Raw genomic sequence first — 24,032 nt, 5'->3', positions numbered from 1 at the left:
CCATACCTTTGGTAATGCATCGAAAACGTGCGGAAAAGCGGGAATGGAGCGGAATGGTGCGAACGACACGGGCGGGCAATGCCGGCGCGGCTGCGCGGGGTTTCGCGGTGACTGCGGCACGGTGGTGCACGCGGTGCGGGGGAGGGTGCGCTAGGGGAAAATCCCGACGGGGGGTGCGTAAGGGAAACTACCGATAAAAGCGGCGCGCGACGCAGGCTGATTGCGCGCGGCAGGCGCCCGACCGGGCGGACGGGGCGTTCCTGGCCGGCCTGCTCGCGGATGCGTCGGGAGAATTGGCGCCCGACACGACGCGTGCGCAGCGCAGTGCATTCGCGGCGCTGATGATGATCCGGATCGCCGCGGCCTCGCCGCATGTGATCACGTTACCGCCGAAGGCGGCGCGACAGATTCTTGCGATGTTCAAGCGGACGCTGACGATATTGCCCCGAATCAGCGACGGCTTCGTTTTGCTCGTGAACCGGTTGACGATCGTGCGCGCTTCATTGGCAGCATTGAAAGACGCGCGCACGACCCGCTCGATTTCATCGGCTCTGCACGAGCCACTCCGGCGTTTTCTTACTTCTGGCTGGCACTGGCCGATTGAGAGACGCCCCGACCGGTCAGCAACGCGTTGCGGAACTGGGGCACGAAGCTCATGAGCGCCTCATCGATGCCCTTGATCGCGTTGGGCAAATCCTTTACCAGATCGGTATAGAACGGATAGACATAAGGGCCATCCGCCTTTGCGTCGTGAGCGGAGCTGATGCCTGCATTTTTGTTCACGCCGCCACCACCCGAAGTCGGGCTGAGATGAGTGGGAATCGGATAGAAGATATTTTGTGAAAAAACAGGTTCAAGCGTCTTCGCCGAAAAAATCCGGATCTGGGTATTGACCGATCGGACATACGGCCAACCCAGTCCGTTGGCGCCATAACCCGTATTGGCCGGTGCAATGAGTATGGCATCCGCTCCCGTATAGGCGTCGCCCTTCAGCGTCGGATGCAGCCAGTCGCCCGCAAGCTTGGGCATGCCGGCCTGACCGAGATCGATTTCCTTCACCTGGTAGCCTTGCGCCCGGAGTTCGCCTTCCAGCGCGTCGGTGTACTTGCGGTTCAGCCCGGTATCGCCAAGCTCGCTCTTGACGAGACTGTTGAAATCCTTGTTGGTACGAGCCGACATCGCCGTCGCCCCGCTGATCGCGCCGCCGATGGCGGCCGCCAACAGACCTACCCCAGGAAGCGGAACGATCACCGGCCCCCCGGCCGACACAGCAAAATACGTGGTTGGCCTCGACACATCGACCGCAATGGTCTTGATCGACGACATTTGTTGCGTGTCGAGTTCGAAAGGTTTCGATGCACATGCACCGAGCATCAAGCTCGACACAATGATCGCAACTGAACAGCGCCCCTGAATTTTCTTTTTCATTTGAATACTCACCGGTTCTTCATTCGATGTTGAAGCCCACAACGCTCTGCCGCCGCGTGATCGCCGATGGCATCGCGGCGCAACGCAGAGACCGCCGTCAGAAGCACGGCCGGACTGAAATCTCTATCGGGTATTTGCAGCAGATCATTGCACGGACGAAACCGTGAGACGGTCAAGAATTGTCACGGCATGCAATTGGCCTTCCGCGGGCGAAAAAATAGCAGAGAGGGCATGCCCGGCAAACCACGATAAGGCGTCAATCGTCCCGCTTTATCGATCCTTCAATTCGACATGAACGGGAGACGAACGGGATAACTCACGCGCGTCGCCGCATCCGCGCGTGCCTTTCCGTCAACACCGCGCATACGCGTTCCCCACGCTCCAAATAGAAAACGCGGATGACCCGCCGACACCGGACACAATCTCCGGCGCGGCTCGTCATCCGCGTTGATCCTCTGACCTACCTTGCAGTACGTCAGCTGTAGTCGTACACCCCACGCCCCGTCTTGCGCCCCAGCCGCCCGGCCGACACCATCTCGCGCAGCAGCGGGCACGCACGATACTTCGTGTCGCCGAAGTCCTTCAGGAACACGTCCATCACCGCGAGGCACACGTCGAGCCCGACGAGATCGGCCAGCGCGAGCGGCCCGATCGGATGGTTCGCACCGAGCTTCATCCCCGCGTCGATCTCCTCGGCCGACGCGATGCCTTCGGCCAGCACGAAGAACGCTTCGTTGATCATCGGCACGAGGATCCGGTTCACGACGAAGCCCGGCGCGTTGCGCACGCCGATCGGCGACTTGTCGAAACGCTCGGTGAGCGCGCGCACCGCCGACGCGGTCGCGTCGCTCGTCTGCAGCCCGCGGATGATCTCGACGAGCGGCATCAGCGGCACCGGATTGAAGAAGTGCATGCCGACGAAGCGCGACGGCTCGGCCAGTAGTGCCGCGAGCGCGGTGATCGAGATCGACGACGTGTTGGTCGCGATGATCGCATCGGGCCGCGCGACCGACTCGATCTGCTTCAGGATGCGGCTCTTCAGCTCGACGTTTTCGGTCGCGGCTTCGATCACGATGTCGACCGCGGCGAGCTTCGCGTAATCGGTCGACGTCGTGATGCGCGCGAGCGCCGCGTCGCGTGCGCCTGCGGTGAGCTTCTCCTTCGACACGAGCCGCTCGAGGCTGCCCTTCAGCGCGGCGACGCCCTTGTCGAGCGCCGCATCGCTGACGTCGATCATCACGACGTTGAGTCCTGCAACGGCGGCGGTTTGCGCAATGCCGTTGCCCATGGTTCCGGCGCCCACGACGCCGACGGTTTCGATGGCCATGACGATTCCTGTATGTTCGGGTGCTGAGCGTTCGATTATCAGATGTTCTCGAAGATCGCCGCAATGCCCTGGCCGCCGCCGATACACATCGTCACGAGCGCATAACGCCCGCCGATGCGCTTCAGCTCGTACAGCGCCTTGACCGTGATCAATGCGCCCGTCGCGCCGATCGGGTGGCCGAGCGAAATGCCCGAACCGTTCGGGTTGACCTTGGCCGGATCGAGACCGAGCTCCTGCGTGACCGCGCACGCCTGGGCCGCGAACGCCTCGTTCGCCTCGATCACGTCGAGATCGCTGATCTTCAGGCCCGCGCGCTCGAGCGCCTTCTGCGTGGCCGGCACGGGGCCGATGCCCATGTACGCCGGATCGACGCCCGCATGCGCATACGCGACCAGACGCGCGAGCGGCTTCACGCCCTGCGCACGCGCGGCATCCGCGCTCATCATCAGCACCGCGGCGGCCGCATCGTTGATCCCCGACGCGTTGCCGGCCGTCACCGTGCCGTCTTCCTTCACGAACACCGGCTTCAGCTTCGAGAAATCGTCCGGGCCCGCATCGTGACGCACGTGCTCGTCGGTGTCGAACGCGACCTCGCCCTTCTTCGTGCGGATCGAGATCGGCAGGATCTGATCCTTGAAGCGGCCTTCGGCGATCGCGCGCGCCGCGCGACGATGCGATTCGAGCGCGAGCGCATCCTGCGCATCGCGCGAAATGCCGTACTTGCGTGCGACGTTCTCGGCCGTCACGCCCATGTGGATCGTCTGGAACGGGTCGTGCAGCGCGCCGAGCATCATGTCGACGAGCTTGGCGTCGCCCATGCGCTGGCCGAAGCGCGCGGCCGGCACGGTATACGGTGCGCGGCTCATGTTCTCCGAGCCGCCGCCGATCGCGACGTCGGCATCGCCGAGCATGATCGTCTGCGCGGCCGACACGATCGCCTGCAGGCCCGAGCCGCACAGACGGTTCACGGTCAGCGCCGGCGTGTGCTGCGCGACGCCGCCGTTGATCGCCGCGACACGCGCGAGATACATGTCCTTCGGCTCGGTGTTCACGACGTGGCCGAACACGACATGCCCGACCGCGTCGCCCGGCACGTTCGCGCGCGACAGCACTTCGCTCACGACATTGGCACCGAGATCGGTCGGCGAGAAATCCTTCAGGCTTCCGCCGAAATCGCCGATCGCGGTACGGACACCGCTCACCACCACGACTTCCTTCGCTGCATTGCTCATCGTCTCACTCCGGTTCGTTCGCGCCCGCGGGCGCGGGGATGCGTTGCGTTACATGTTCGGGTAATTCGGCCCGCCACCGCCTTCCGGCGTGACCCACACGATGTTCTGCGTCGGGTCCTTGATGTCGCAGGTCTTGCAGTGCACGCAGTTCTGCGCGTTGATCACGAGGCGATCGCCGCCGTCATCGTTCTTCATGAACTCGTACACCGCCGCCGGGCAGAAGCGGGCCTCCGGCCCCGCGTACGTGCGCAGGTTCACGTTCACCGGCACGTTCGCATCCTTCAGCGTCAGGTGCGCCGGCTGGTTTTCCTCGTGATTCGTGTTCGAGATAAACACCGACGACAGCCGGTCGAACGTCAGCTTGCCGTCCGGCTTCGGATACTCGATCGGCGTGCATTGCGACGCGGGCTTCAGCATCTCGTGGTCCGCATGCTTGTGGTGCAGCGTCCACGGCACGTTGCCGCCCATCACCTTCTGCTCGAGCCCGACCATCAGCGTGCCGAGGTACAGCCCCTTGGCCATCCATTGCTTGAAGTTGCGCGCGCGGTACAGCTCCGTGTACAGCCACGACTGCTTGAAGGCGTCCGGGTACGCGTTGAGTTCGTCGCTCTGACGGCCGGCCTGCACCGCGTCGAACGCGGCGTCCGCTGCCAGCATGCCGGTCTTGATCGCCGCGTGGCTGCCCTTGATCCGCGATGCGTTCAGGAAGCCAGCGTCGTCGCCGATCAGCGCGCCGCCGGGGAACACCGTCTTCGGCAGCGACAGCAGGCCGCCCGCGGTGATCGCACGCGCGCCGTACGACACGCGCTTGCCGCCTTCCAGGAACGCTCGGATCGACGGGTGCGTCTTGTAGCGCTGGAATTCCTCGAACGGCGACAGGTACGGGTTCGTATAGCCCAGGCCCACCACGAAGCCGACCACCACCTGGTTGTTGTCCATGTGATACAGGAACGAGCCGCCGTACGTATCGGACTTCAGCGGCCAGCCGGCCGTGTGGATCACGAGGCCCGGCTTGTGCTTGGCCGGATCGATTTCCCACAGCTCCTTGATGCCGATCCCGTAGGCCTGCGGATCGGCGTTCGCGTCGAGCTTGAACTTCGAGATCAGCTGGCGGCCCAGGTGGCCGCGGCAGCCTTCGGCGAACAGCGTGTACTTCGCGTGCAGCTCCATGCCGAGCTGGAAGTTCTCGGTCGGCTCGCCGTCCTTGCCCACGCCCATGTTGCCGGTGGCGACGCCCTTCACCGAGCCGTCTTCGTTGTAGAGAATCTCGGCAGCCGGGAAGCCCGGGAAGATTTCGACGCCCAGCGCTTCCGCCTGTGCCCCCAGCCAGCGCGTGACGTTGCCCAGCGAGATCACGTAGTTGCCGTGGTTCTGGAAGTTGGCGGGCAGCGCCCAGTTCGGCGTCGTGACCGCGCTGTTCTCGGACAGGAACAGGAAGCGGTCTTCCGTCACCTCGACGTCGAGCGGTGCGCCGCGTTCCTTCCAGTCGGGGAACAGTTCGTTGATCGCGCGCGGATCCATCACCGCGCCCGACAGGATGTGCGCGCCGATCTCGGAACCCTTCTCGAGCACGCACACGCCGATCTCGGTGCCTTTCTCGGCGGCCAGCTGCTTGAGCCGGATCGCCGCCGACAGCCCGGCGGGGCCGCCGCCGACGATCACGACGTCGTATTCCATCGATTCGCGCGGGCCGTACTGCGCGAGCAAGTCCTGTGTGGTCAAAATCCTGTCTCCTCCTGCGCCCCGACCGTTACGGTCAGAACTGGTCTTCCGTCAACGCGAGCACGCTCTCGTTGCCCTTCGCGCCGACGATCGACGCTTCGAGCGCGCCGGCCTGCACGAGGACGTGTTCCGCATAGCATTGTGCGATCGCGATCTTCGCATCGTAGAACGCCGTGTCGTGCGCGCGGTTCGCGTGCGCCGCCAGCAGCGCGCGCGCCATCTGCCATCCGCACAGCACCACGCCCGCCAGCTTCAGGTACGGCACGCTGCCGGCGAACACCGCGTTCGGGTCCTGCTTCGCGTTCGCGACCACGTAGTCCACCACCGACGACAGCGCGCGCGCGCCCTTCTCCAGCTGCGCCTTCATCGACGCGGCCGCCGCGCCGTCGAGCTTGCCGAGCGCCGCGACAGTGTCGCCGATCTCCGCGATCAGCGCCTTCGCGACCGCGCCGCCGTCGCGCAGCGTCTTGCGGCCGACGAGGTCGTTCGCCTGGATCGCGGTCGTGCCTTCGTAGATCGCCAGGATCCGCGCATCGCGGTAGTACTGCGCCGCGCCGGTTTCCTCGATGAAGCCCATCCCGCCGTGCACCTGCACGCCCAGGCTCGCCACGTCGTTCACCATCTCGGTGCTCCAGCCCTTCACGACCGGCACCAGATATTCGTAGATTGCCTGATGACGCGCCCGCGTCGCCTCGTCCGAATGGCGGTGGGCAATGTCGCTGTGCGCGGCAGCCACATACGCGAGCGCGCGAGCGCCTTCGGTCAGCGCACGCATCGTGCCGAGCATCCGGCGCACGTCCGGGTGATGGATGATCGTCACCGACTGCTTCGCCGAGCCGTCGACCGGGCGGCTCTGCACGCGCTCCTTCGCGAATTCCGCGGCCTTCTGGTATGCGCGGTCGGCCACGCCGATCCCCTGCATCCCGACGCCGAAGCGCGCGGCGTTCATCATGATGAACATGTATTCGAGGCCGCGGTTCTCCTCGCCGACCAGGTAGCCGATCGCGCCGCCGTGGTCGCCGTATTGCAGCACCGCCGTCGGGCTCGCCTTGATCCCGAGCTTGTGCTCGATCGACACGCAGTGCACGTCGTTGCGTGCGCCCAGCGAACCGTCGTCGTTGACCATGAACTTCGGCACGATGAACAGCGAGATGCCCTTCACGCCTTCCGGCGCGTTCGGCGTGCGCGCGAGCACCAGGTGGACGATGTTGTCCGCCATGTCGTGCTCGCCCCACGTGATGAAGATCTTCGTGCCGAACACCTTGTACGTGCCGTCGCCCTGCGGCTCCGCGCGCGAGCGTACCAGCGCCAGGTCCGAACCGGCCTGCGGTTCGGTCAGGTTCATCGTACCCGTCCATTCACCCGAGATCAGCTTCGGCACGTAGCGCTGCTTCTGTTCGTCGGTGCCGGCCGTCAGCAGCGCCTCGATCGCGCCGTCGGTGAGCAGCGGACACAGCGCGAACGACAGGTTCGATGCGTTCAGCATCTCGATGCACGGCGTCGCGATCAGCTTCGGCAGCCCCTGGCCGTCGTATTCGGTCGGATGCTGCAGGCCCTGCCAGCCGCCTTCGACGAACTGGCGGAACGCCGCGCCGAAGCCGGGCGTCGCCGTCACGACGCCGTCCTTCCAGCTGCTCGGGTTGCGGTCGCCCTCGACGTTCAGCGGCGCCAGCACCTCGCCGCAGAATTTCGCGGATTCTTCGAGCACGGCCTGCGCCGTGTCGTAGCCGGCTTCCTCGAAGCCGGGCAACTGCGCAACGGTGTCGATGCCCGCGAGTTCCTTCAGCACGAACAGCATGTCCTTGACAGGGGCGTTATAGCTCATGGTCGATGTTCCAATCAGGCGTTGAATGAGGCGCGCGGCCCGGGCGGCTGCGGCAAAACCGGCCAGCGCCAGGCGACGTCGTGACCCATCGTACTGCCGCACCGGCGGTTTCCCATTGTCATATCCGGCCCACATGGTGACAAAACCGGCCACGGGATGCGCGGGGCGATGCCGGAAGCGGCCGGCCCGGAGCGGCTTGGCGGGTGTCGATTTTCGGAGAGATAGCGGCCAATTGGCGTGCCGCCGCAGCGCGCGCTAGCGGGGTCGGAGTGCTCGAACCGGCCGATTCCGGCTCCGTTCGGTACCGACCGTCCGGAGAAACGCGAACTCGCGCGGAGGGAGCCCCCTCCCCGGTCGACCTGATCGGCGAACCGGAAGTCGGCTGTCGACTGTCGGTTGCGCGATCGATTGTGTCGGCTTCGCTATCGTTGCATGAATGCAATGAAGCGCTTGACCAGACCGCCTGCCGCAACGTCACTTCGGCCATCGCCAGACTGGATCGCTCAGATGTTCGGCGAAGTAGTCGGACAGCGCCGTCACCTTCGCGGCGCGCGCCCGCGCCGACGGCGTAACGAAATAAAGACCGCCCTTCGTCAGCGACCAGTCGGTGAGGATCGCCTCCAGACGGCCGTCGGCCAGATATTCGCCCGCGATGAACTCAGGCAGCTCGGCGATCGCCAGGCCATCGAGCAGCGTGGGCAACAGCGCATCGGCGTTCGTTACCCGCAGCGGGCCCGTCGGCATGATCGGCTCCTCGTCGCCCACGTCGTTCGTGAAGCGCCATACGGCGCTGCGCGCGCGATACGCGTACGAGAGGCAAGGACGATCCGCCAGCTCGCGCGGATGCGTGGGCCGCCCTTCGCGCCGCAAATATTCCGGCGACGCCACCACGAATTGCGTGACGGCGCACAGCCGCCGCGCAACCAGCGACGAATCCGGCAGCGCGGCGATACGCAACGCGGCGTCAAATCCATCGGCGATCAGATCGACCGACGCATCCGATAAATGCAGGTCGATCGACACCTCCGGATAGGCGCGAAAGAAGCCCGGCAGCAACGGCGCGACCCAGCGCAGCCCGAACGACATCGGCACAGCCAGACGCACCAGCCCACGGGGCTGCACCGACATCTCGCGCGCCGAGCTTTCCGCCTCCTCGGCCTGGCGATAGATCTCGCCGGCTTGCTCGCTGATCGTCCGACCGAACTCGGTGAGAGAGAGCTGGCGCGACGTGCGATTGAAAAGTCGCGCGCCTAGCCGGTCCTCCAGACGGGCCACACCGCGCGAAACGGTGGCGACGGACACCCCGGTCGCGCGCGCGGCAGCCGCAAACGACCCGTGCTCGGCCACCTTCGCGAACATCGCGAGCCCCTCGAAATCAGGCAGTTGCGCCATTTCTCCTCATCTTTGCATATCTGCAACGTTTGATTGCGATTAATTCTATTTCGAAATGATCGAGCCGTCGATATTCTCCTCACATCGCAGCACGCAACAGCGTCGCGAACACCCCTGACCTAACGAAAGGAGCAATACCATGGCACGCAAACTCGACAACAAGATCGCACTCGTCACCGGCGCAACCAGCGGCATCGGTCTTGCCACCGCCCAACGTTTCGCGGCCGAAGGTGCGCACGTTTATCTCACGGGCCGGCGCCAGGTCGAACTCGATGCCGCCGTGACGGGCATTCTCGAAGCTGGCGGAAAGGCGACCGGCGTACGGTCTGATTCCACCCGGCTCGATGAGCTTGACGCGCTGTATGAGCAAATCAAGAAAGAGCACGGGCGCCTGGACGTGCTGTTCGTGAACGCCGGCGGCGGTTCGATGCTCCCGCTTGGCAGCATTACCGAGGTGCACTACGACGAAACCTTCGACCGCAACGTGAAGGGCGTGCTGTTCACGGTGCAGAAGGCACTGCCGCTGCTCGCCGATGGCGCCTCGGTGATTTTGACCGGCTCGACCGCGGGCAGCGCGGGTACCGCTGCGTTCAGCGTGTATTCGGCTTCGAAGGCGGCAGTGCGTGCCTTTGCACGCAGCTGGATTCTCGACCTCAAGGAGCGCCATGTCCGCGTGAACACGATCAGCCCGGGCGCGACGCGCACGCCCGGCCTGCTCGATCTCGCCGGTGACGATGCGACTCAGCGCCAGGGGCTTGCCGATTACCTGGCTGCCCAGATCCCGATGGGGCGCCTTGGCGAGCCGGGCGAGATCGCGAGCGCGGCGCTGTTCCTGGCCTCGGACGACGCGAGCTTCGTGAACGGCATCGAATTGTTTGTCGATGGCGGCCAGCAACAGATCTGAGCGTGGCTCGGGTGCGGTGGACGCGTCTTCGACGATCGCACGCCGCGCCCGGCCTACGCGTACCGAGTCCCGTCATGATTGAACGACGCGCTTTTCTTGCGCTTGCCGCGATCCGGCGCGGCGGTGTCGACGTCCGCCAGCATTTCCGCGTGAGCGAATCCGGGCACGCCGGAGAAGCGCCGCTCGGCCCGCTCCTCGTGTGGAACGACGTCGAGTTCGCGCCGCACTCGGGCTTCGGTCTGCGTGCTCACCGCGACGTCGAGATCGTCACGTGGGTACGTTCCGGCGCAATCACGCACGAAGACGACGCGGGCAATCGCGCGCGCCTGGTCGCCAATTCCGTCCATGTGATGAGTGCCGGCGCGGCGATCCATTGCGCAGAGCGCAACGAGGAAAATGTACCCGCGCGGCAATTCCAGATACGGCTACATCCGCGCACACAGGCCAGTACGTCGCGCTGCGCGACGCGCGTCTGTTCGCTCGGATGTCGCGAGAGCCGATTCGTTACGCTGGCGAGTGGCGATCCGGAGGATGTCCGCGCCGGCGCATTACCCATTCACGCCGACGCACGGATGCGTATCGCGACGCTGCGCGCAGGCACGGCGATGCAGCACGTTTTGCCGCTGTCCGGTTCTGCCTATCTGGTTGTGGAACATGGGCGAGTGGACGTGGGGCACATCACGCTGGCGCGACGCGACGGCATCACCATACGCGATGAAACGTGCGTTACGTTGAGAGCGAAAGACGACACGGATGTCGTGATTGTCGAACTCTTGTGCTAGGACAGGTGCTTCATCAGCGCGCGCCGCGCCAGCGTTCAGTGTCATTTCCGGCGGAAATATCCGGAAAACGGTTGGTCCTCAGTCGAACGTGATCAAGTCCTTGAAGATCAGTTGTCCCCAGTTATTTCCGCGCGCGTGCACAAGCAGTCCACCGTCCGAAAGCCCACCGAGTTTGATCGGCGCGAAACCGAGTTTTTCCGCAAGCGCGCCAATCTCCGCTGCGGCGCCGTCATCGTCGCTCGCCAGGAACACGACCCTCCTGCCCCCATGTATGGCCGGGTCCTGGCCGAGGACGGCGGCAACCAGATGATTGAAGCCTTTCACCAGCCTGGCTCCGCTGAACGCGTTCGCGACGAAAGCAGAGGACGGAAGACCGCGCAGTTCCTCGAGCGGGGCCTGCGTGTTCATCGCGTCGATCACGGTCTTCCCCTTCCAGTCGGGCAGCGCTTTTGCGACCTCCGGGTGCGACTCGAAACGGACAGCCAGAAAGATGATGTCCGCCTTGACGGCTTCCGCCAGGGTTTTGGGAATGATCGTGGGGCCGATCGCGGCCGCATCGGCCGCAAAGCGTTCCGGGTCGCGCGTGGTTGCAACGGCCACTTCGATGCCGTTGCGGGCGAACGCCCTGGCAAGTGCGTGGCCGATCTTGCCGAAGCCAATGATTGCGTAACGCATATGCTTCTCCTTCGTTTCTCGGCGCAGTCAGAGCTTGTAACCGCCGCTCGCTTCAATCGTCTGGCCGGTCACCCAATGGCCATCATCGGAGGCCAGGAACGCCACGACGGCGGCGATTTCCGAAGGTTCGCCAAAGCGGCCCAACGCGATTTGGGCCTCGGCCGCCTTGACGAGTTCGGGATTCTCCCGAAAGGCGGCGTTCGCATCCGTTCGCGTGAAGCCCGGCGCAACGGCGTTCGCGGTGATGCCACGCGGCCCCAGCTCGATGGCGAGCGTATGGGTCAGCGTATTGATGGCGGCTTTCGCCATTGAGTAGACGGGCGCTGCGGTCACGGGCTTCGTGGCGGCAGCGGAAGAAATGTTGATGATGCATGCACCATCGGCGAGACGATCCAGCGCGGCCTGAATGATGAAGAACGGCGCGCGGGCGTAGACGGCCATCAGCGTGTCCCAGCTTTCCGGCGTTGCGTCCTTGAAGCCAAGCCAGCCGGTATTGCCGGCGTTGTTGACCAGAATGTCGAGCGCTCGGCTGCCGTTCCGCTGGGTAAACTCGTCGTCGAGTCTCTCGAACAAAGCCGGGACGGTCGCCGGCTCAACGAGATCCGCGTGGATCGCGAACGCGGTGCCTCCCGCTTTCTCGATGGCTGCAATTGCTTCGTCCGCGCCGGATTTGCTGGCGTTGTAGGTGAGCGCGACGGTCGCACCGTCCTTTGCAAGGCGTTCGGCGATGGCGCGGCCAATGCCCCGCGATGCCCCGGTCACGAGTGCTGTTTTGCCCTTCAGGGATTGAGTCATTTGATCCTTCTCCTCAGAGTTGTGCCAGGCCACCGTCAACGGCGACCTCGCTGGCGGTCATGAAGCTGCTGTCCGACGACGCAAGAAAGGCCGCCACCGCGCCGATCTCGGCCGGATCGGCCATACGCTGGAGCGGGGTCATCGCCCCGTAGGCCTTCTGCCCCTCTTCGCCCAGCGCTTCCTTGGCCAGTTCGGTCGCCGTCGCCCCGGGCGACAGTACGTTTACCCGGATGCCGGTGCCCTTCAGGTCCTCCGCCCAAGTCCGCGCGAGGTTGCGCACTGCTGCCTTGCTCGCGCTGTAGGCCGTGAACCCCGGCGCTCCCGTGGTGCCGGCGCTCGATCCGGTCAGGATGATCGAACCGCCCGCGCCCATCAGCGGCAGCGCCTTCTGGACCGTAAAGATCGTCCCCTTCACATTGGTGTCGAAGGTGTCGTCAATGTGCTCGGCGGTGATCTGGCCGAGAGGCAGCGGGCTTCCCGCCCCGGCGTTGGCGAAGACGACGTCGAGGGTTCCGCGCTCCGCCTTGACCGCCGCGTAGAGTCGGTCGAGGTCGGTCGGATCGCACACCGAGCCCTTCACCGCGCGGGCATGGGGCCCAAGCTCGGCCACCGCAGCGTCGAGCGCTTCCTGCCGGCGGCCGAAGATGAAGACGAAGGCGCCCTCTTCAATGAAGCGTCGTGCCGCGGCGCGGCCGATGCCGGTAGCGCCACCGGTGATCACGGCGGTCTTTCCATTCAGTCTGTTCATGTCATGCACCCTTCGAAACAAAAGCGAGAAACTTGATTCTGGGGCTCTTGATTCATGAAGCCAATTGACTGAATATCTATAAATACCATCTACTTTCTAGATAGATATGCTGGACAACGTCACCATCAATCAACTTCGGGCCTTCGTCGCCGTGTGTGACCAGGGAAGCTTTTCCGGGGCGGCAAGAGAACTGAGGCGGGCGCAGTCGGCGATCAGTCACGCGATCAACGCGCTCGAGAATGCCTTTGACGTGATGCTGTTCGAGCGAAACACGCGCAAAGCGACGCTCACGGCAGCAGGCCGCAGCCTCCTGCCGGATGCGCGGGGGGTGATTGCGCGCACCGAGGAAATGAAGATGCGCGCGGTGGCGATTGCTGAAGCCGGTGTTCCGCAGGTCTCGGTCGCCGTGGATACCTATTTTCCGCGTGCGCACCTGATCGAATGCCTGCGCACCCTGCAAGCGGACTTTCCGACGGTCGCGATCAATCTGCGCATGACGACCATGCAGGGCGGCGAGCGCCTGGTGCTCGACGGCACGTGCGCATTGGCGGTAACGATCACGGATGTGCCCGAGCTGAGCCAAGGCTCCATCGAGCGGCAGCATTTATGTGACGCGCAAATGGTGACCGTCTGTGCGCCGTCGCATCCGCTGGCCGCAATCATGGGGCCGATTCCGCGGGAGGAATTTGGCCGGCACATCCAGCTCGTCGTGACGGACAATCAGCCCGATGCGGAAAAGACCCAACAGGGGGTCGCCGGTGAACGCCAGTGGTGGGTGAATGATCTCGGCGCGAAGCACGATCTGCTCAGGGGAGGCTTGTGCTGGGGGCACATGCCGCGCCATCTGGTCGAGGAAGACCTCGCGAAGGGATTACTTGTCGAACTCCAACGGCGCGCGTGGCACATGCGCGCCCTCACGTTCATGATCTCCCAGCGGCGCGGCTACTCGTTTTCCGAAAGCGAGACACGGCTGGTCGAACTCCTTGGCCATCGTCATCCCGTCCCGAAGGGTGGCAAGGCCAAGGTCGGCGTGACGCGCGGTCGCTGACGGATTTGCCCGGCGACGCTGCGCGAACCGCGACGTGTGCACCGGCCGAATCCGTCATGTTGCGGCTGCTTCTACTGCCTGGCAAACCGGCATCAACCACGCTGCCATTCGTCGCAGGTTCCTCGCGATCGCATCTCGACGCGTGTTTCAGGAACAGAGGCGGTGACACAATGATCGCGGTCTGAGCAGTGGGCTGCTTGAATCCGGAATGCGACCATTGGCATCAACATGGTTCACCGGGCCGCCCCACGGAAATCCGCAAAGAACCCACTGCATGGCGGCCGGCGCCAAATCGGTCGACCTTTTTCGCCGTCCGGGCCCGCGCGTTTCTGCGTAGACTTTCATCTGATCAGGCCACATGACCGGGAGCAGCGACGAAGATGAATGAACGCCCGAAGCCCATCGCGGATTTCGTCCGGATCGCCGCCGGACTGTTCCAGTCGGACAAGCTTCCCCCTGCCGCGCGCGCGTTCGCGCCGCGAGTATTCGCCCGGTTGCAGCAGCCGTCGGATGACGGCAAACGGCTCGCGGTGCGATACCCCGCATGCGAATGGCTCGACCCAGCGCTCGAGTCGGTCGCGCGCGTCGACCCGACGTTCGTCACCGTCGCGCAGCTGATCAAGTCGCTCGAGCCCGTGATCGGATGGTCGCGTCGCACGTCGGGAAAGGACGGCAGTCCGAACTATATCGACGGGCACGTGAACGGGATGATCTGCGGGCCCGGCGGCGCGGAGAGCCGCGACGACATCCAGCTCGGCTTCTCGTTGATGATGCCCAATGTCAGATATCCGGATCATGGTCACGCGCCGGAGGAAGCGTACGTGCTGATGACCGCAGGCGAATTCCGGCAGCAAAACGGCGCGTGGTTCGATCCCGGCATAGGCGGCGGCATCCACAACCCGCCGGGAGCGCTGCATGCGATGCGCTCCGGCGACGCGCCGTTCCTCGCGATCTGGTGCCTGCTGAATTGATCTGACGAGCGACGCGATGTGCCGACGGCGCCGCCTGCGGTCAGCGGTCAGCGGTCAGCCATTGGCCTACCGGCCGGTCGGGATCGCTTCAGGCCGCTATTGAAAGGCGCATATGCGTTTCGGGGTCGACCAGATTTTCTCCGGCGAACATGTGAACGATTCCACGCCGAGGACCGCCGAGGGGAGCCGGCCATGGGAACCGGCAAAGGAACCCGGTTATGGGAAAAACCCGTCCGGTGCCGCCGCACACAGGCCGGCTCGAGCCACCACGCCGCACCGCGAAAGCGGCAGCGAGCCTGGCTCGTCAACACCCGTTCGGCCGACGCGATATTGCTCGCGCGTGGATAAAACGCAACAGTAGAACGGAACGCGCGCTCGATGCGCTCCGCCTCGATCGCGCCGTCGTTATGAGGCATACTCTATTCGCGCTCAGCGAACGATCGTTCTTTTTTAAACGCAAGCCGTCGCGCGCGCCACTAAACAAGCACATGATTCTGTTACCTTGACGCACCGGCCCGCGCGCAATGCAATGGCCATCACCCATCTTTCACACTATGACACTACAGATTGGGATTCCTCTGGAGACAGCCACTGGCGAACGGCGCGTTGCGACCGTACCCGAAGTGGTCGAGAAACTGATCAAGCTGGGGTTTTCGGTGGCCGTGCAAAGCGGCGCCGGCGCCGGCGCGAATTTTGACGACGATGCGTACCGCGCGGCCGGCGCGAGCATCGCCGCCTCGGCGGCCGAGCTCTGGTCCGGCAGCGACATCGTGTTCAAGGTGCGCCCGCCGAGTGCCGACGAAGTCGCGCTGATGCGCGAGGGCGGCACGCTGATCGGCTTCGTGTGGCCGGCGCAGAATCCCGAACTGATGCAGCAGCTGGCCGCGAAACGCGCGACGGTGCTCGCGATCGATTCGCTGCCGCGCACGCTGTCGCGCGCGCAGAAGATGGACGCGCTCACGTCGATGGCCGGCATCAGCGGCTACCGCGCGGTGATCGAGGCCGCGCATGCGTTCGGCCGCTTCCTGAACGGCCAGGTCACGGCGGCCGGCAAGGTCCCGCCGGCCAAGGTCTTCATCGCCGGTGCCGGCGTCGCGGGCCTCGCCGCGATCGGCACGGCCGCGAGTCTCGGCGCGATCGTGCGCGCGAACGACACGCGCGCCGAGGTGGCCGATCAGGTCAAGTCGCTGGGCGGCGAGTTCGTCAAGGTCGACTATGAAGAGGAAGGCTCGGGCGGCGGCGGTTACGCGAAGGTGATGAGCGAAGGCTTCCAGCAGGCGCAGCGCGCGATGTACGCGCAGCAGGCCAAGGACGCCGACATCATCATCACGACCGCGCTGATCCCCGGCAAGCCGGCGCCGAAGCTGATCACCGCCGAGATGGTGCAGTCGATGAAGCCCGGCAGCGTGATCGTCGACATGGCCGCCGAACAGGGCGGCAACTGCGAACTCACGGTGCCCGGCGAGGCGGTCGTGCGCCACGGCGTGACCATCGTCGGCTATACGGATCTCGCATCGCGCCTGTCGCGGCAGGCGTCCACGCTGTACGGCACCAACCTGCTGCGCGTGATCGAGGAGCTGTGCAAGGCCAAGGACGGCACGATCAACGTCGACTTCGACGACGACGCGATCCGCGGCCTCACCGTCATCAAGGAAGGCAACATCACCTGGCCGCCGCCGCCGATCAAGCAGGCGGTCGTCGCACCCAAGCCCCCGGCGGCCGCCCCTGCCGCGGCCGCACCGGCGAAGTCCAAGGGCCACGGCCACAGCGGCGAGCCGATGTCGGCCAAGGCGCTCGCGATCGTGTTCGCGATCGGCGCACTGGCGTTCCTGCTGGTCGGCCAGTTCGCGCCGGCCAGCTTCCTGTCGCACTTCACGGTGTTCGTGCTCGCGTGCTTCGTCGGCTACATGGTGATCTGGAACGTCACGCCGTCGCTGCACACGCCGCTGATGAGCGTGACCAACGCGATCTCATCGATCATCGCGATCGGCGCGCTCGTGCAGGTCGCGCCGCCGCTGGGCGAGCTGGCCAATGCCGGCGACCGTCCGTCCGGGCTGATCCTGGGTCTCGCGGTGGGCGCGCTGACGCTCACGGCCGTCAACATGTTCGGCGGCTTCGCGGTGACGCGTCGCATGCTGGCGATGTTCCGCAAATAAGGGGACGACAACAATGACTTCCAACCTGACTACCGTCTCCTATATCGGCGCCGCGATCCTGTTCATCCTCAGCCTCGGCGGCCTGGCCAATCCCGAGACCGCGCGGCGCGGCAACCTGCTCGGCATGATCGGCATGCTGATCGCCGTGCTGGCCACCGTGGCCGGCCCGCGCGTGTCGGCCGCGGGCATTCCGTACGTGATCGCCGCGCTGGTCGTCGGCGGTGCCGTCGGCCTGTACGCCGCGAAGAAGGTGCAGATGACGCAGATGCCGGAACTGGTCGCGCTGATGCACAGCCTGGTCGGTCTCGCGGCCTGCCTGGTCGGTTTCGCGAGCTATATCGATACGTCGCTGCAGCTCACCGGCGCCGAGAAGGCGATCCATGAAGTGGAGATCTACGTCGGCATCCTGATCGGCGCGGTCACCTTCGCGGGCTCGATCATCGCGTTCGGCAAGCTGTCCGGCAAGATCGGCGGCAAGCCACTGCTGCTGCCGGCACGGCACTGGCTGAACCTGGCCGCGCTGCTGATCGTGATCTACTACGGCCGCGCGTTCCTGCATGCGGAAACCATCCAGGACGGCATGCTGCCGCTCCTCGTGATGACGGTGCTCTCGCTGCTGTTCGGCGTGCACATGGTGATGGCGATCGGCGGCGCGGACATGCCGGTCGTGGTGTCGATGCTCAACAGCTACTCGGGGTGGGCCGCGGCAGCCACCGGCTTCATGCTCGGCAACGACCTGCTGATCGTGATCGGCGCGCTGGTCGGCTCGTCCGGTGCGATCCTGTCGTACATCATGTGCCGCGCGATGAACCGCAACTTCATCAGCGTGATCGCGGGCGGCTTCGGCAGCGGCGCGGGCGCACCGGCGGCCGCCGGCGGCGCCGCGCAGCCGGCCGGCGAGGCGGTCGCGGTGAGCGCGATGGAAACGGCCGAGCTGCTGCGCGAAGCGAAGCGCGTGATCATCGTGCCGGGCTACGGGATGGCTGTCGCGCAAGCCCAGCACACGGTGTTCGAACTGACGAAGCTGCTGCGCGAAAAGGGTGTGGACGTGCGTTTCGCGATTCATCCGGTCGCGGGCCGCATGCCGGGACACATGAACGTGCTGCTGGCCGAAGCGAAGGTGCCGTACGACATCGTGCTCGAAATGGACGAGATCAACGGCGACTTCCCCGAGGCCGACGTGTCGATGGTGATCGGCGCGAACGACATCGTGAACCCCGCCGCGCAGGACGACCCGTCGAGCCCGATCGCCGGCATGCCGGTGCTGGAAGTGTGGAAGGCGAAGACGTCGATCGTGATGAAGCGCAGCATGGCGTCCGGCTATGCGGGCGTCGACAATCCGCTGTTCTACAAGGACAACAACCGCATGTTGTTCGGGGACGCGAAGTCGATGCTCACTGAAATCTTCGGCGCACTGAAAGCCTGAGTGCGGCCTCGCGCGCGGAGCGGGCAGCCAGCCGCTCCCGCGCCGCGCCGCCTCCCCAGGCGGCAACAAGGCGGCATCATGTTCGACATCGTCCGTCACGGAACCCAAGATGATGAATATCGATACCGACCTGCCGGTGATGGTGACCGGCGCAACCGGCTACGTCGCGGGCTGGCTCGTGCAACGGTTGCTCGAAGCCGGCGTGACGGTGCATGCGGCCGTTCGCAATCCCGACGATCCCGACAAGCTCAAGTATCTGCAGCGCATCGCGGCCGGCCAGCCCGGCACGATCCGCTATTTCCGCGCCGACCTGCTCGAACCGGGCTCGTATGCGGACGCGATGGCCGGTTGCGGGACCGTGTTCCATACCGCGTCGCCGTTCACCATCTCGGTTCGTGATCCTCAGAAAGAACTGGTCGACCCGGCGCTGCTCGGCACGCGCAACGTGCTCGACACGGTGAACCGCACGCCGTCGGTCCAGCGCGTCGTGCTGACCAGCAGCTGCGCCGCGATCTACGGCGACAACGCCGACCTCGACGCGGTGCCGAACGGCGTGTTCACCGAGGCGAACTGGAATACCAGTTCGTCGCTGACGCACCAGCCGTATTCGTATTCGAAGACGGTGGCCGAGCGCGAAGCGTGGCAGATCGCCGGCGCGCAGCAGCGCTGGCGTCTCGTGACCATCAATCCGTCGCTCGTCATCGGGCCGGGCATCAATCCGTACGCGACGTCGGAGAGCTTCGAGATCGTCCGGCAGATGGGCGACGGCACGATGAAAATGGGCGTGCCGGATCTCGGCATGGGCGCGGTCGACGTCCGCGATGTCGCCGACGCGCACCTGCGGGCCGCGTTCCTGCCGGACGCGAACGGCCGCTACATCGTGTCGGGTCACAACACGAGCCTGCCGGCGATGGCGGCGACGCTGCTTGAACGGTATGGCGCCGACTACCCGATCCCGCGGCGCATCCTGCCCAAATGGCTCGTGTGGTCGATCGGCCCGCTGGTGAACAAGGGCGTGACGCGCCGCGTCGTCGCCCGCAACGTCGGACTGCCGTGGCGCGCCGACAATGCCCGCAGCCGCCACGAACTCGGGATCCACTACCGCCCGCTCGCCGAGTCGATGAACGACTTCTTTCAGCAGCTGATCGAAACAGGACAGCTGCGGCGAGGAAGCGCTTCGTGATTTCACCGGGCCGACAGGTCATGCCGGTCGGCCTTGGCGTGCGCATCGACGAACGGCTGCCGCGCGCCGGGTATTTCCGCATGTGGCGCACGCCGGAGGCACCTAGACTCGCGCGCCAACGGGAGCCGTCCATGGGATCGCACGAAGGATGCCGGTTATGGGAGCGGGTTTGAAAAAACCGCGCTACGCGCGGCGCCGGTAAGTCCCCGGCGTACTCCCCGTCCAGTGCCGGAATGCGCGATGAAACGCGCTCGGATCGTCGAAGCCGATATCGGCGCCGATCGCCGCGATCGTGTCGAGCGTGTCGGTGAGCCGCTGGATCGCGATGTCGCGCCGCAGTTCATCCTTGAGCGCCTGGAACGTCGTGCCTTCGGCGGCCAGATGGCGGCTCAGCGTGCGCACCGAGCAATGCAGATGCTCGGCCGCCTCGTCGATCACCGGCAGGTCGGGCAGCGCCGCCGACAGGTATTGCCGCACGCGATGGCACACGAGCTGTTCGCTGAACGATTCGAAGATCCAGTCGCCCGGCGCGCGCGCGAGGAACTTGCGCAGGTTGCGCTTGCTCTGCCGGATCGGCGCGTCAAGGTAGTCGGCGCTGAAGCGCATCAGCGTGCGTTCGCAGTCGAACTGCACGGAGCCGGAGAAGAAGTACAGGTGTTCGACCGCATGGCGCGGCCGCGGACACGCGAGCTCGATCTGCAGCAGCGGGATCTTCTGCCCGATCAACCAGGAACACACGCCGTGCACGAGCTTGAGCATCAGCTCCTGGCCGAGCGCACCGATCGGGCCGACGGCCGGGTTCGGCCGCAGCAGCACCTGCGCGACGAGGCCATCGCGCTTCGATTCGACGAAGAAGTCGTCGAGCAGGATATGGAAGAACTGGCCGAAACGATGCAGCGCCGTTTCGAGGTTGCGCGCATCGAGCAGGCTCAGGCACAGGTACTTCAGCGTGCCGCCGCGCAACGGGCGCGAGAAGATGCCCGGCATCTCGTCGTCGAGGTCGATCGCGAGCGTGCGGTACAGCGTCGAGAACTGCTCTTCCGTCACGCGCGCATGCGGCTCGCCGAGCAGCTCGAGCGGGATGCCGGCCCCGCGCAGGTAGCGCTCGACCACGTCGCGCTGCGCACCCGCGCTCGCCAGAAAACCGTTGACGAGCGAGATCGGCACCGTCGCGCTCGGCGACGGCAGCGCACGCCCGGGCTGGGCGGAAGGTGAGTCTGAACCGGTCATCGCGTCCCCGTCGGTCGAACCGCCCGCATTGTACTTGAGCGGCCCGGACCGGACTGTCGGGGCTTTCGCCGGCACGCCGGCCCGCACGTCGGCAGCCGCGCGGCGCGTCGGCGCCATCAGTCCGCGCGGCTGAGTTCCCGGCGCAGGATCTTGCCGACTGTCGACTTCGGCAGCCGGTCGACCAGGCGGATCAGCTTCGGCACCTTGTAGGCGGCGAGGTTCGCGCGGCAATGCGCGACGATCTGCGCGTCGGTCAAGGCCGCGTCCGGCGCGGGCACCACGAACAGCTTGACGGCCTCGCCGGTGCGCTCGTCCGGCACGCCGATGCACGCGCATTCGGCGACGCCCGCCAGCGCGGTCGCCACCGCTTCCACCTCGTTCGGGTACACGTTGAAGCCCGACACGATGATCATGTCCTTCTTGCGGTCGACGATCTTCAGGAAGCCGGCCGCATCGAACACGCCAATGTCGCCGGTGCGGAAGTAGCCGTCCGCGGTAAACGCGGCCGCGTTCGCCTCCGGCTTCTGCCAGTAGCCGCCCATCACCTGCGGCCCCTGCACGCAGATCTCGCCCGCTTCGCCGATCGCCACCTCGCGATCCTGGTCGTCCAGCAGCTTCACGTCGGTCGACGGCAGCGGCAGGCCCGTCGTGCCCGTGAACACGTCGATCGACTGCGGGTTGAACGTGACCACCGGCGACGTCTCCGACAGCCCGTACCCTTCGCGAATGAAGTTGCCTGTGACCGCCTTCCAGCGCGCGGAGATCACGTCGATCACCGCCGCGCCGCCGCCGGCCGACAGCTTCAGCCGCGACCAGTCGACTTCGTTCAGCCGCGGATGGCCGGCGAGCCCCGCATACAGCGTATTGACGCCGACGAACACCGACGGTCGCGCGGCCTTCAGCACGTCGATGAAGCCGTCCATGTCGCGCGGATTCGCGACGAGCCAGTTCTCCGCGCCGATCGCGAAGTAGGACAGGAAGTTCACCGTCAGCGCGAAGATGTGATACAGCGGGATCGCCGTGACGATGACCTCCTCGCCCGGCCGCCGCGAATCCGGCACGATCGCGCCGAACTGCTCGATGTTCGCGACCAGATTGCGATGCGACAGCGCGGCGCCCTTCGACAGCCCGGTCGTGCCGCCCGTGTACTGCAGCAGCAGCAGATCGTCGCCGCCAAGCGCGACCGGCTCGACCGCGAGCGATTCGCCCGCGGCAAGCGCATGCGCGAGTGCGATCGAGCCGGGCGGCAGCGCGTCGCACGCGCCGGCCGGCGCATCGACGACGCCGAGATCGCCGCGGCCCACGCTCAGCACGGTTCGTATGCGCGTCCTGCCGACCACGTCGGCGAACGTGCCCATCGATCCGCCGCATACCACGGCCACTTCGACGCCCGCGTCGTTGAGCTGATGTTCGAGCTCGTGCGCGGTGTAGAGCGGATTCACGTTGACCTGGATCGCGCCGATCCGCGCGAGCGCGACGAACACCACCGGAAAGGCGAGCACGTTGGGCAGCATCACGGCCACGCGGTCGCCCTTGCGTACGCCCGCGACCTGCTGCAGGTACGCGGCCAGCGCGGTCGACAGGCGGTCGATGTCGGCGTAGCTGAGCGTGCGGCCGAACCCGCGGAACGCGGGGCGCTCCGCGAAGCGGCGCATCGCGTCGTCCAGCAGCGCGGTTACGGAAGGATGGCGATCGGCATCGATCTCGGCGGGGATCGAGCCATACGAGCCGATCCAGTGTCTCTTCGTCATGTTCTGCTCCTCGGGGGACGGCGCCGGGCAGCGCCGTTCGCACAGCGGCCCGCGCACCGTATGGGCCAAAGCCGCCGCCTGACCGGCGACTATCGCCTGCCGACACGGCTTTGAAAATGATCCGGGCGGTCGAAAAGATGATCGAAACGGACACGCGGGCGCGCGGCGGCCCGCCTGTCGCCGCTTGCGCCCGTGCATCGGTCATGCCGTGTCCGTCGGTGCATACCCCTGCGCGTCAGGGTGAACCCTATGGCACCCGCGCGCGTTCCGGCGCAGAATCGCGAACCGGAACGATATCGAATCGGACGCACAACCCGCCATGCCGCGCAGCGCGCTCTTGAAACCGACAGCCACCGGCCCCGCCTCGCTGCCGGACGCCCCGCCCGCCCAGGCGTCGCGCGAGAAGCGCTTCTCGCCGGCCAAGCTGGCCGTGCTCGTCGGCGTCGCCCAGGAACTCGGCCTCGATCCGGCCGCCGTGCTGGACGGCACCGGCCTGTCGCCGGACGCCGTCACCGATCCGTTCACGCTCACATCGTCGCGGCAGTTCCTGACCGCCGCGCGCAATGCGCTCGGCCGCTACGACGGCACCGATCTCGGCGTGCGCGTCGGCCGCCGGCTGCATGCGTCGAGCTACGGGATGTACGGCTACGCGATGCTGTGCTCGGAATCGCTCGCGCATGCGTTCGATTCGGCCGTCAAATATCACCAGCTCGCGAACGGGATGCTCGCGATCCGCTGGGTCGAACAGGGCGACACCGCGTCGTGGCTGTTCCCGGATCCGCACGAAGCCGCGCTGCCCGAGCCGGACCTGCCGCTGTACCGCTTCCTGATCGACATGCAGTTCGCGCTGCACGTGACGGTCATCAAGGACGTGATGGGTGCGTGGTGCGTGCCGGCCCGCGCGCAGTTCGCGCAGCCGCGGCCGGCGCACGCCGCGCAGCTCGCCGACGCGCTCGAATGCCCGATCGCGTTCGACCAGCCGCACCATGTGTTGAGCTACCCGGCCACGTGGCTCGCACGCGCGCCGCAGCTCGCGAACCCGATCACCGCCGCGCAGGTGTCGTCGCACTGCGCGCGCCTGCTCGACGAACTGCGCAGCCAGGCCGGCGTCACGCGGCGCGTGTACCAGGAACTCACGCGCACGCCCGGGCAGTTCCCGGACATCGACGCGATCGCCGACACGCTGTGCATGACGTCGCGCACGCTGCGCCGCAAGCTCGACGCCGAGGGCACGTCGTACAGCGAGCTGCTGACGAGCGTGCGCAAGGCGCTCGCGATCGACTACCTGAGCACCACGACGCTCAGCACCGAGGACATCGCGCTGACGCTCGGCTTCAGCGATGCGGTCGGGTTCCGTCACGCGTTCAAGCGCTGGACCGGCACGACGCCGAGCGACGTGCGGCGCAAGCGCGGCCGGTAAACGCGCGGGCAGATCGC

At 65.9% G+C, this 24,032-nt stretch carries 19 protein-coding genes; 8 read left to right on the top strand and 11 right to left on the bottom strand.

Annotated elements, in window-relative coordinates:
• Positions 1 to 576: 576 nt before the first annotated feature.
• The 6 genes from LMA02_RS31160 to LMA02_RS31135 all read right to left on the bottom strand — a co-directional run bounded on the left by LMA02_RS31160 (position 577) and on the right by LMA02_RS31135 (position 8,926).
• Positions 577 to 1,428: a hypothetical protein gene (locus LMA02_RS31160; RefSeq protein WP_228910541.1), complete on the bottom strand. Its 852-nt coding sequence runs from the start codon at positions 1,426 to 1,428 to the stop codon at positions 577 to 579.
• Positions 1,429 to 1,903: 475 nt separating this feature from the next.
• Positions 1,904 to 2,755, bottom strand: a complete 852-nt coding sequence (locus tag LMA02_RS31155; RefSeq protein WP_228910540.1) for a 3-hydroxybutyryl-CoA dehydrogenase — start codon at positions 2,753 to 2,755, stop codon at positions 1,904 to 1,906.
• A 38-nt stretch (positions 2,756 to 2,793) separates the two neighbouring features.
• The gene (bktB, locus tag LMA02_RS31150; RefSeq protein ID WP_228910539.1) at positions 2,794 to 3,987 is read right to left on the bottom strand and encodes a beta-ketothiolase BktB; all 1,194 of its coding nucleotides are present in this window, start codon (positions 3,985 to 3,987) and stop codon (positions 2,794 to 2,796) included.
• Positions 3,988 to 4,035: 48 nt separating this feature from the next.
• The gene (locus LMA02_RS31145) at positions 4,036 to 5,664 is read right to left on the bottom strand and encodes an electron transfer flavoprotein-ubiquinone oxidoreductase (RefSeq protein WP_416378708.1); all 1,629 of its coding nucleotides are present in this window, start codon (positions 5,662 to 5,664) and stop codon (positions 4,036 to 4,038) included.
• A gap of 79 nt (positions 5,665 to 5,743) precedes the next feature.
• Positions 5,744 to 7,534, bottom strand: coding sequence for an acyl-CoA dehydrogenase (locus LMA02_RS31140; RefSeq protein ID WP_228910537.1), 1,791 nt, complete (start codon positions 7,532 to 7,534; stop codon positions 5,744 to 5,746).
• Between the two features lie 474 nt (positions 7,535 to 8,008).
• Positions 8,009 to 8,926, bottom strand: a complete 918-nt coding sequence (locus tag LMA02_RS31135; protein ID WP_228910536.1) for a LysR family transcriptional regulator — start codon at positions 8,924 to 8,926, stop codon at positions 8,009 to 8,011.
• A 139-nt stretch (positions 8,927 to 9,065) separates the two neighbouring features.
• On the opposite strand from LMA02_RS31135, the gene LMA02_RS31130 reads away from it, so the two are divergent.
• Both LMA02_RS31130 and LMA02_RS31125 read left to right on the top strand, forming a co-directional pair.
• Complete coding sequence (locus LMA02_RS31130) at positions 9,066 to 9,830, top strand: SDR family NAD(P)-dependent oxidoreductase (protein ID WP_175764041.1); 765 nt, start codon at positions 9,066 to 9,068, stop codon at positions 9,828 to 9,830.
• Between the two features lie 74 nt (positions 9,831 to 9,904).
• Entirely contained in the window at positions 9,905 to 10,612 is a 708-nt protein-coding gene (locus LMA02_RS31125; protein WP_228910535.1) for a pirin family protein, read from the top strand.
• A gap of 78 nt (positions 10,613 to 10,690) precedes the next feature.
• On the opposite strand, the gene LMA02_RS31120 is transcribed toward LMA02_RS31125, so the two are convergent.
• The 3 genes from LMA02_RS31120 to LMA02_RS31110 are packed head-to-tail and all read right to left on the bottom strand — an operon-like array spanning position 10,691 to position 12,830.
• Positions 10,691 to 11,287 carry an NADPH-dependent F420 reductase gene (locus tag LMA02_RS31120; protein WP_228910534.1) on the bottom strand — a complete coding sequence of 199 codons (597 nt, stop codon included), beginning with the start codon at positions 11,285 to 11,287 and terminating at the stop codon, positions 10,691 to 10,693.
• Between the two features lie 27 nt (positions 11,288 to 11,314).
• Positions 11,315 to 12,082, bottom strand: a complete 768-nt coding sequence (locus LMA02_RS31115; RefSeq protein WP_228910533.1) for an SDR family NAD(P)-dependent oxidoreductase — start codon at positions 12,080 to 12,082, stop codon at positions 11,315 to 11,317.
• A 13-nt stretch (positions 12,083 to 12,095) separates the two neighbouring features.
• On the bottom strand, positions 12,096 to 12,830 hold the full coding sequence (locus LMA02_RS31110; RefSeq protein ID WP_228910532.1) for an SDR family NAD(P)-dependent oxidoreductase: 735 nt from the start codon (positions 12,828 to 12,830) through the stop codon (positions 12,096 to 12,098).
• Between the two features lie 106 nt (positions 12,831 to 12,936).
• Here LMA02_RS31110 and LMA02_RS31105 point away from each other — a divergent pair, with 106 nt between their 5' ends.
• The 5 genes from LMA02_RS31105 to LMA02_RS31085 all read left to right on the top strand — a co-directional run bounded on the left by LMA02_RS31105 (position 12,937) and on the right by LMA02_RS31085 (position 19,614).
• Complete coding sequence (locus LMA02_RS31105) at positions 12,937 to 13,878, top strand: LysR family transcriptional regulator (RefSeq protein ID WP_228910531.1); 942 nt, start codon at positions 12,937 to 12,939, stop codon at positions 13,876 to 13,878.
• Between the two features lie 380 nt (positions 13,879 to 14,258).
• On the top strand, positions 14,259 to 14,849 hold the full coding sequence (locus LMA02_RS31100; RefSeq protein ID WP_228910530.1) for a dimethylsulfoniopropionate lyase: 591 nt from the start codon (positions 14,259 to 14,261) through the stop codon (positions 14,847 to 14,849).
• A gap of 554 nt (positions 14,850 to 15,403) precedes the next feature.
• Complete coding sequence (locus tag LMA02_RS31095; protein WP_228910529.1) at positions 15,404 to 17,005, top strand: Re/Si-specific NAD(P)(+) transhydrogenase subunit alpha; 1,602 nt, start codon at positions 15,404 to 15,406, stop codon at positions 17,003 to 17,005.
• Positions 17,006 to 17,018: 13 nt separating this feature from the next.
• Entirely contained in the window at positions 17,019 to 18,431 is a 1,413-nt protein-coding gene (gene pntB / locus LMA02_RS31090) for a Re/Si-specific NAD(P)(+) transhydrogenase subunit beta (RefSeq protein WP_012371937.1), read from the top strand.
• Between the two features lie 112 nt (positions 18,432 to 18,543).
• Positions 18,544 to 19,614, top strand: coding sequence for an NAD-dependent epimerase/dehydratase family protein (locus LMA02_RS31085; protein WP_324251333.1), 1,071 nt, complete (start codon positions 18,544 to 18,546; stop codon positions 19,612 to 19,614).
• Positions 19,615 to 19,797: 183 nt separating this feature from the next.
• On the opposite strand, the gene LMA02_RS31080 is transcribed toward LMA02_RS31085, so the two are convergent.
• Positions 19,798 to 20,961 carry an AraC family transcriptional regulator gene (locus LMA02_RS31080; protein WP_168736142.1) on the bottom strand — a complete coding sequence of 388 codons (1,164 nt, stop codon included), beginning with the start codon at positions 20,959 to 20,961 and terminating at the stop codon, positions 19,798 to 19,800.
• Positions 20,961 to 22,595: an AMP-binding protein gene (locus LMA02_RS31075; RefSeq protein ID WP_228910527.1), complete on the bottom strand. Its 1,635-nt coding sequence runs from the start codon at positions 22,593 to 22,595 to the stop codon at positions 20,961 to 20,963. The genes LMA02_RS31080 and LMA02_RS31075 overlap by 1 nt, the downstream gene beginning before the upstream one ends.
• Before the next feature lie 319 nt (positions 22,596 to 22,914).
• Between LMA02_RS31075 and LMA02_RS31070 the strand changes: the two genes are divergently transcribed.
• Positions 22,915 to 24,015 (top strand): AraC family transcriptional regulator, encoded by a 1,101-nt coding sequence (locus LMA02_RS31070; RefSeq protein WP_228910526.1) that lies wholly within the window; start codon positions 22,915 to 22,917, stop codon positions 24,013 to 24,015.
• Positions 24,016 to 24,032 lie beyond the last annotated feature (17 nt).

Source organism: Burkholderia sp. B21-005 (genome assembly GCF_020843965.1).
In the GTDB taxonomy this organism is placed as follows: Bacteria; Pseudomonadota; Gammaproteobacteria; order Burkholderiales; family Burkholderiaceae; genus Burkholderia; species Burkholderia ambifaria.
This window is presented reverse-complemented; position numbering and strand designations above follow the sequence as displayed.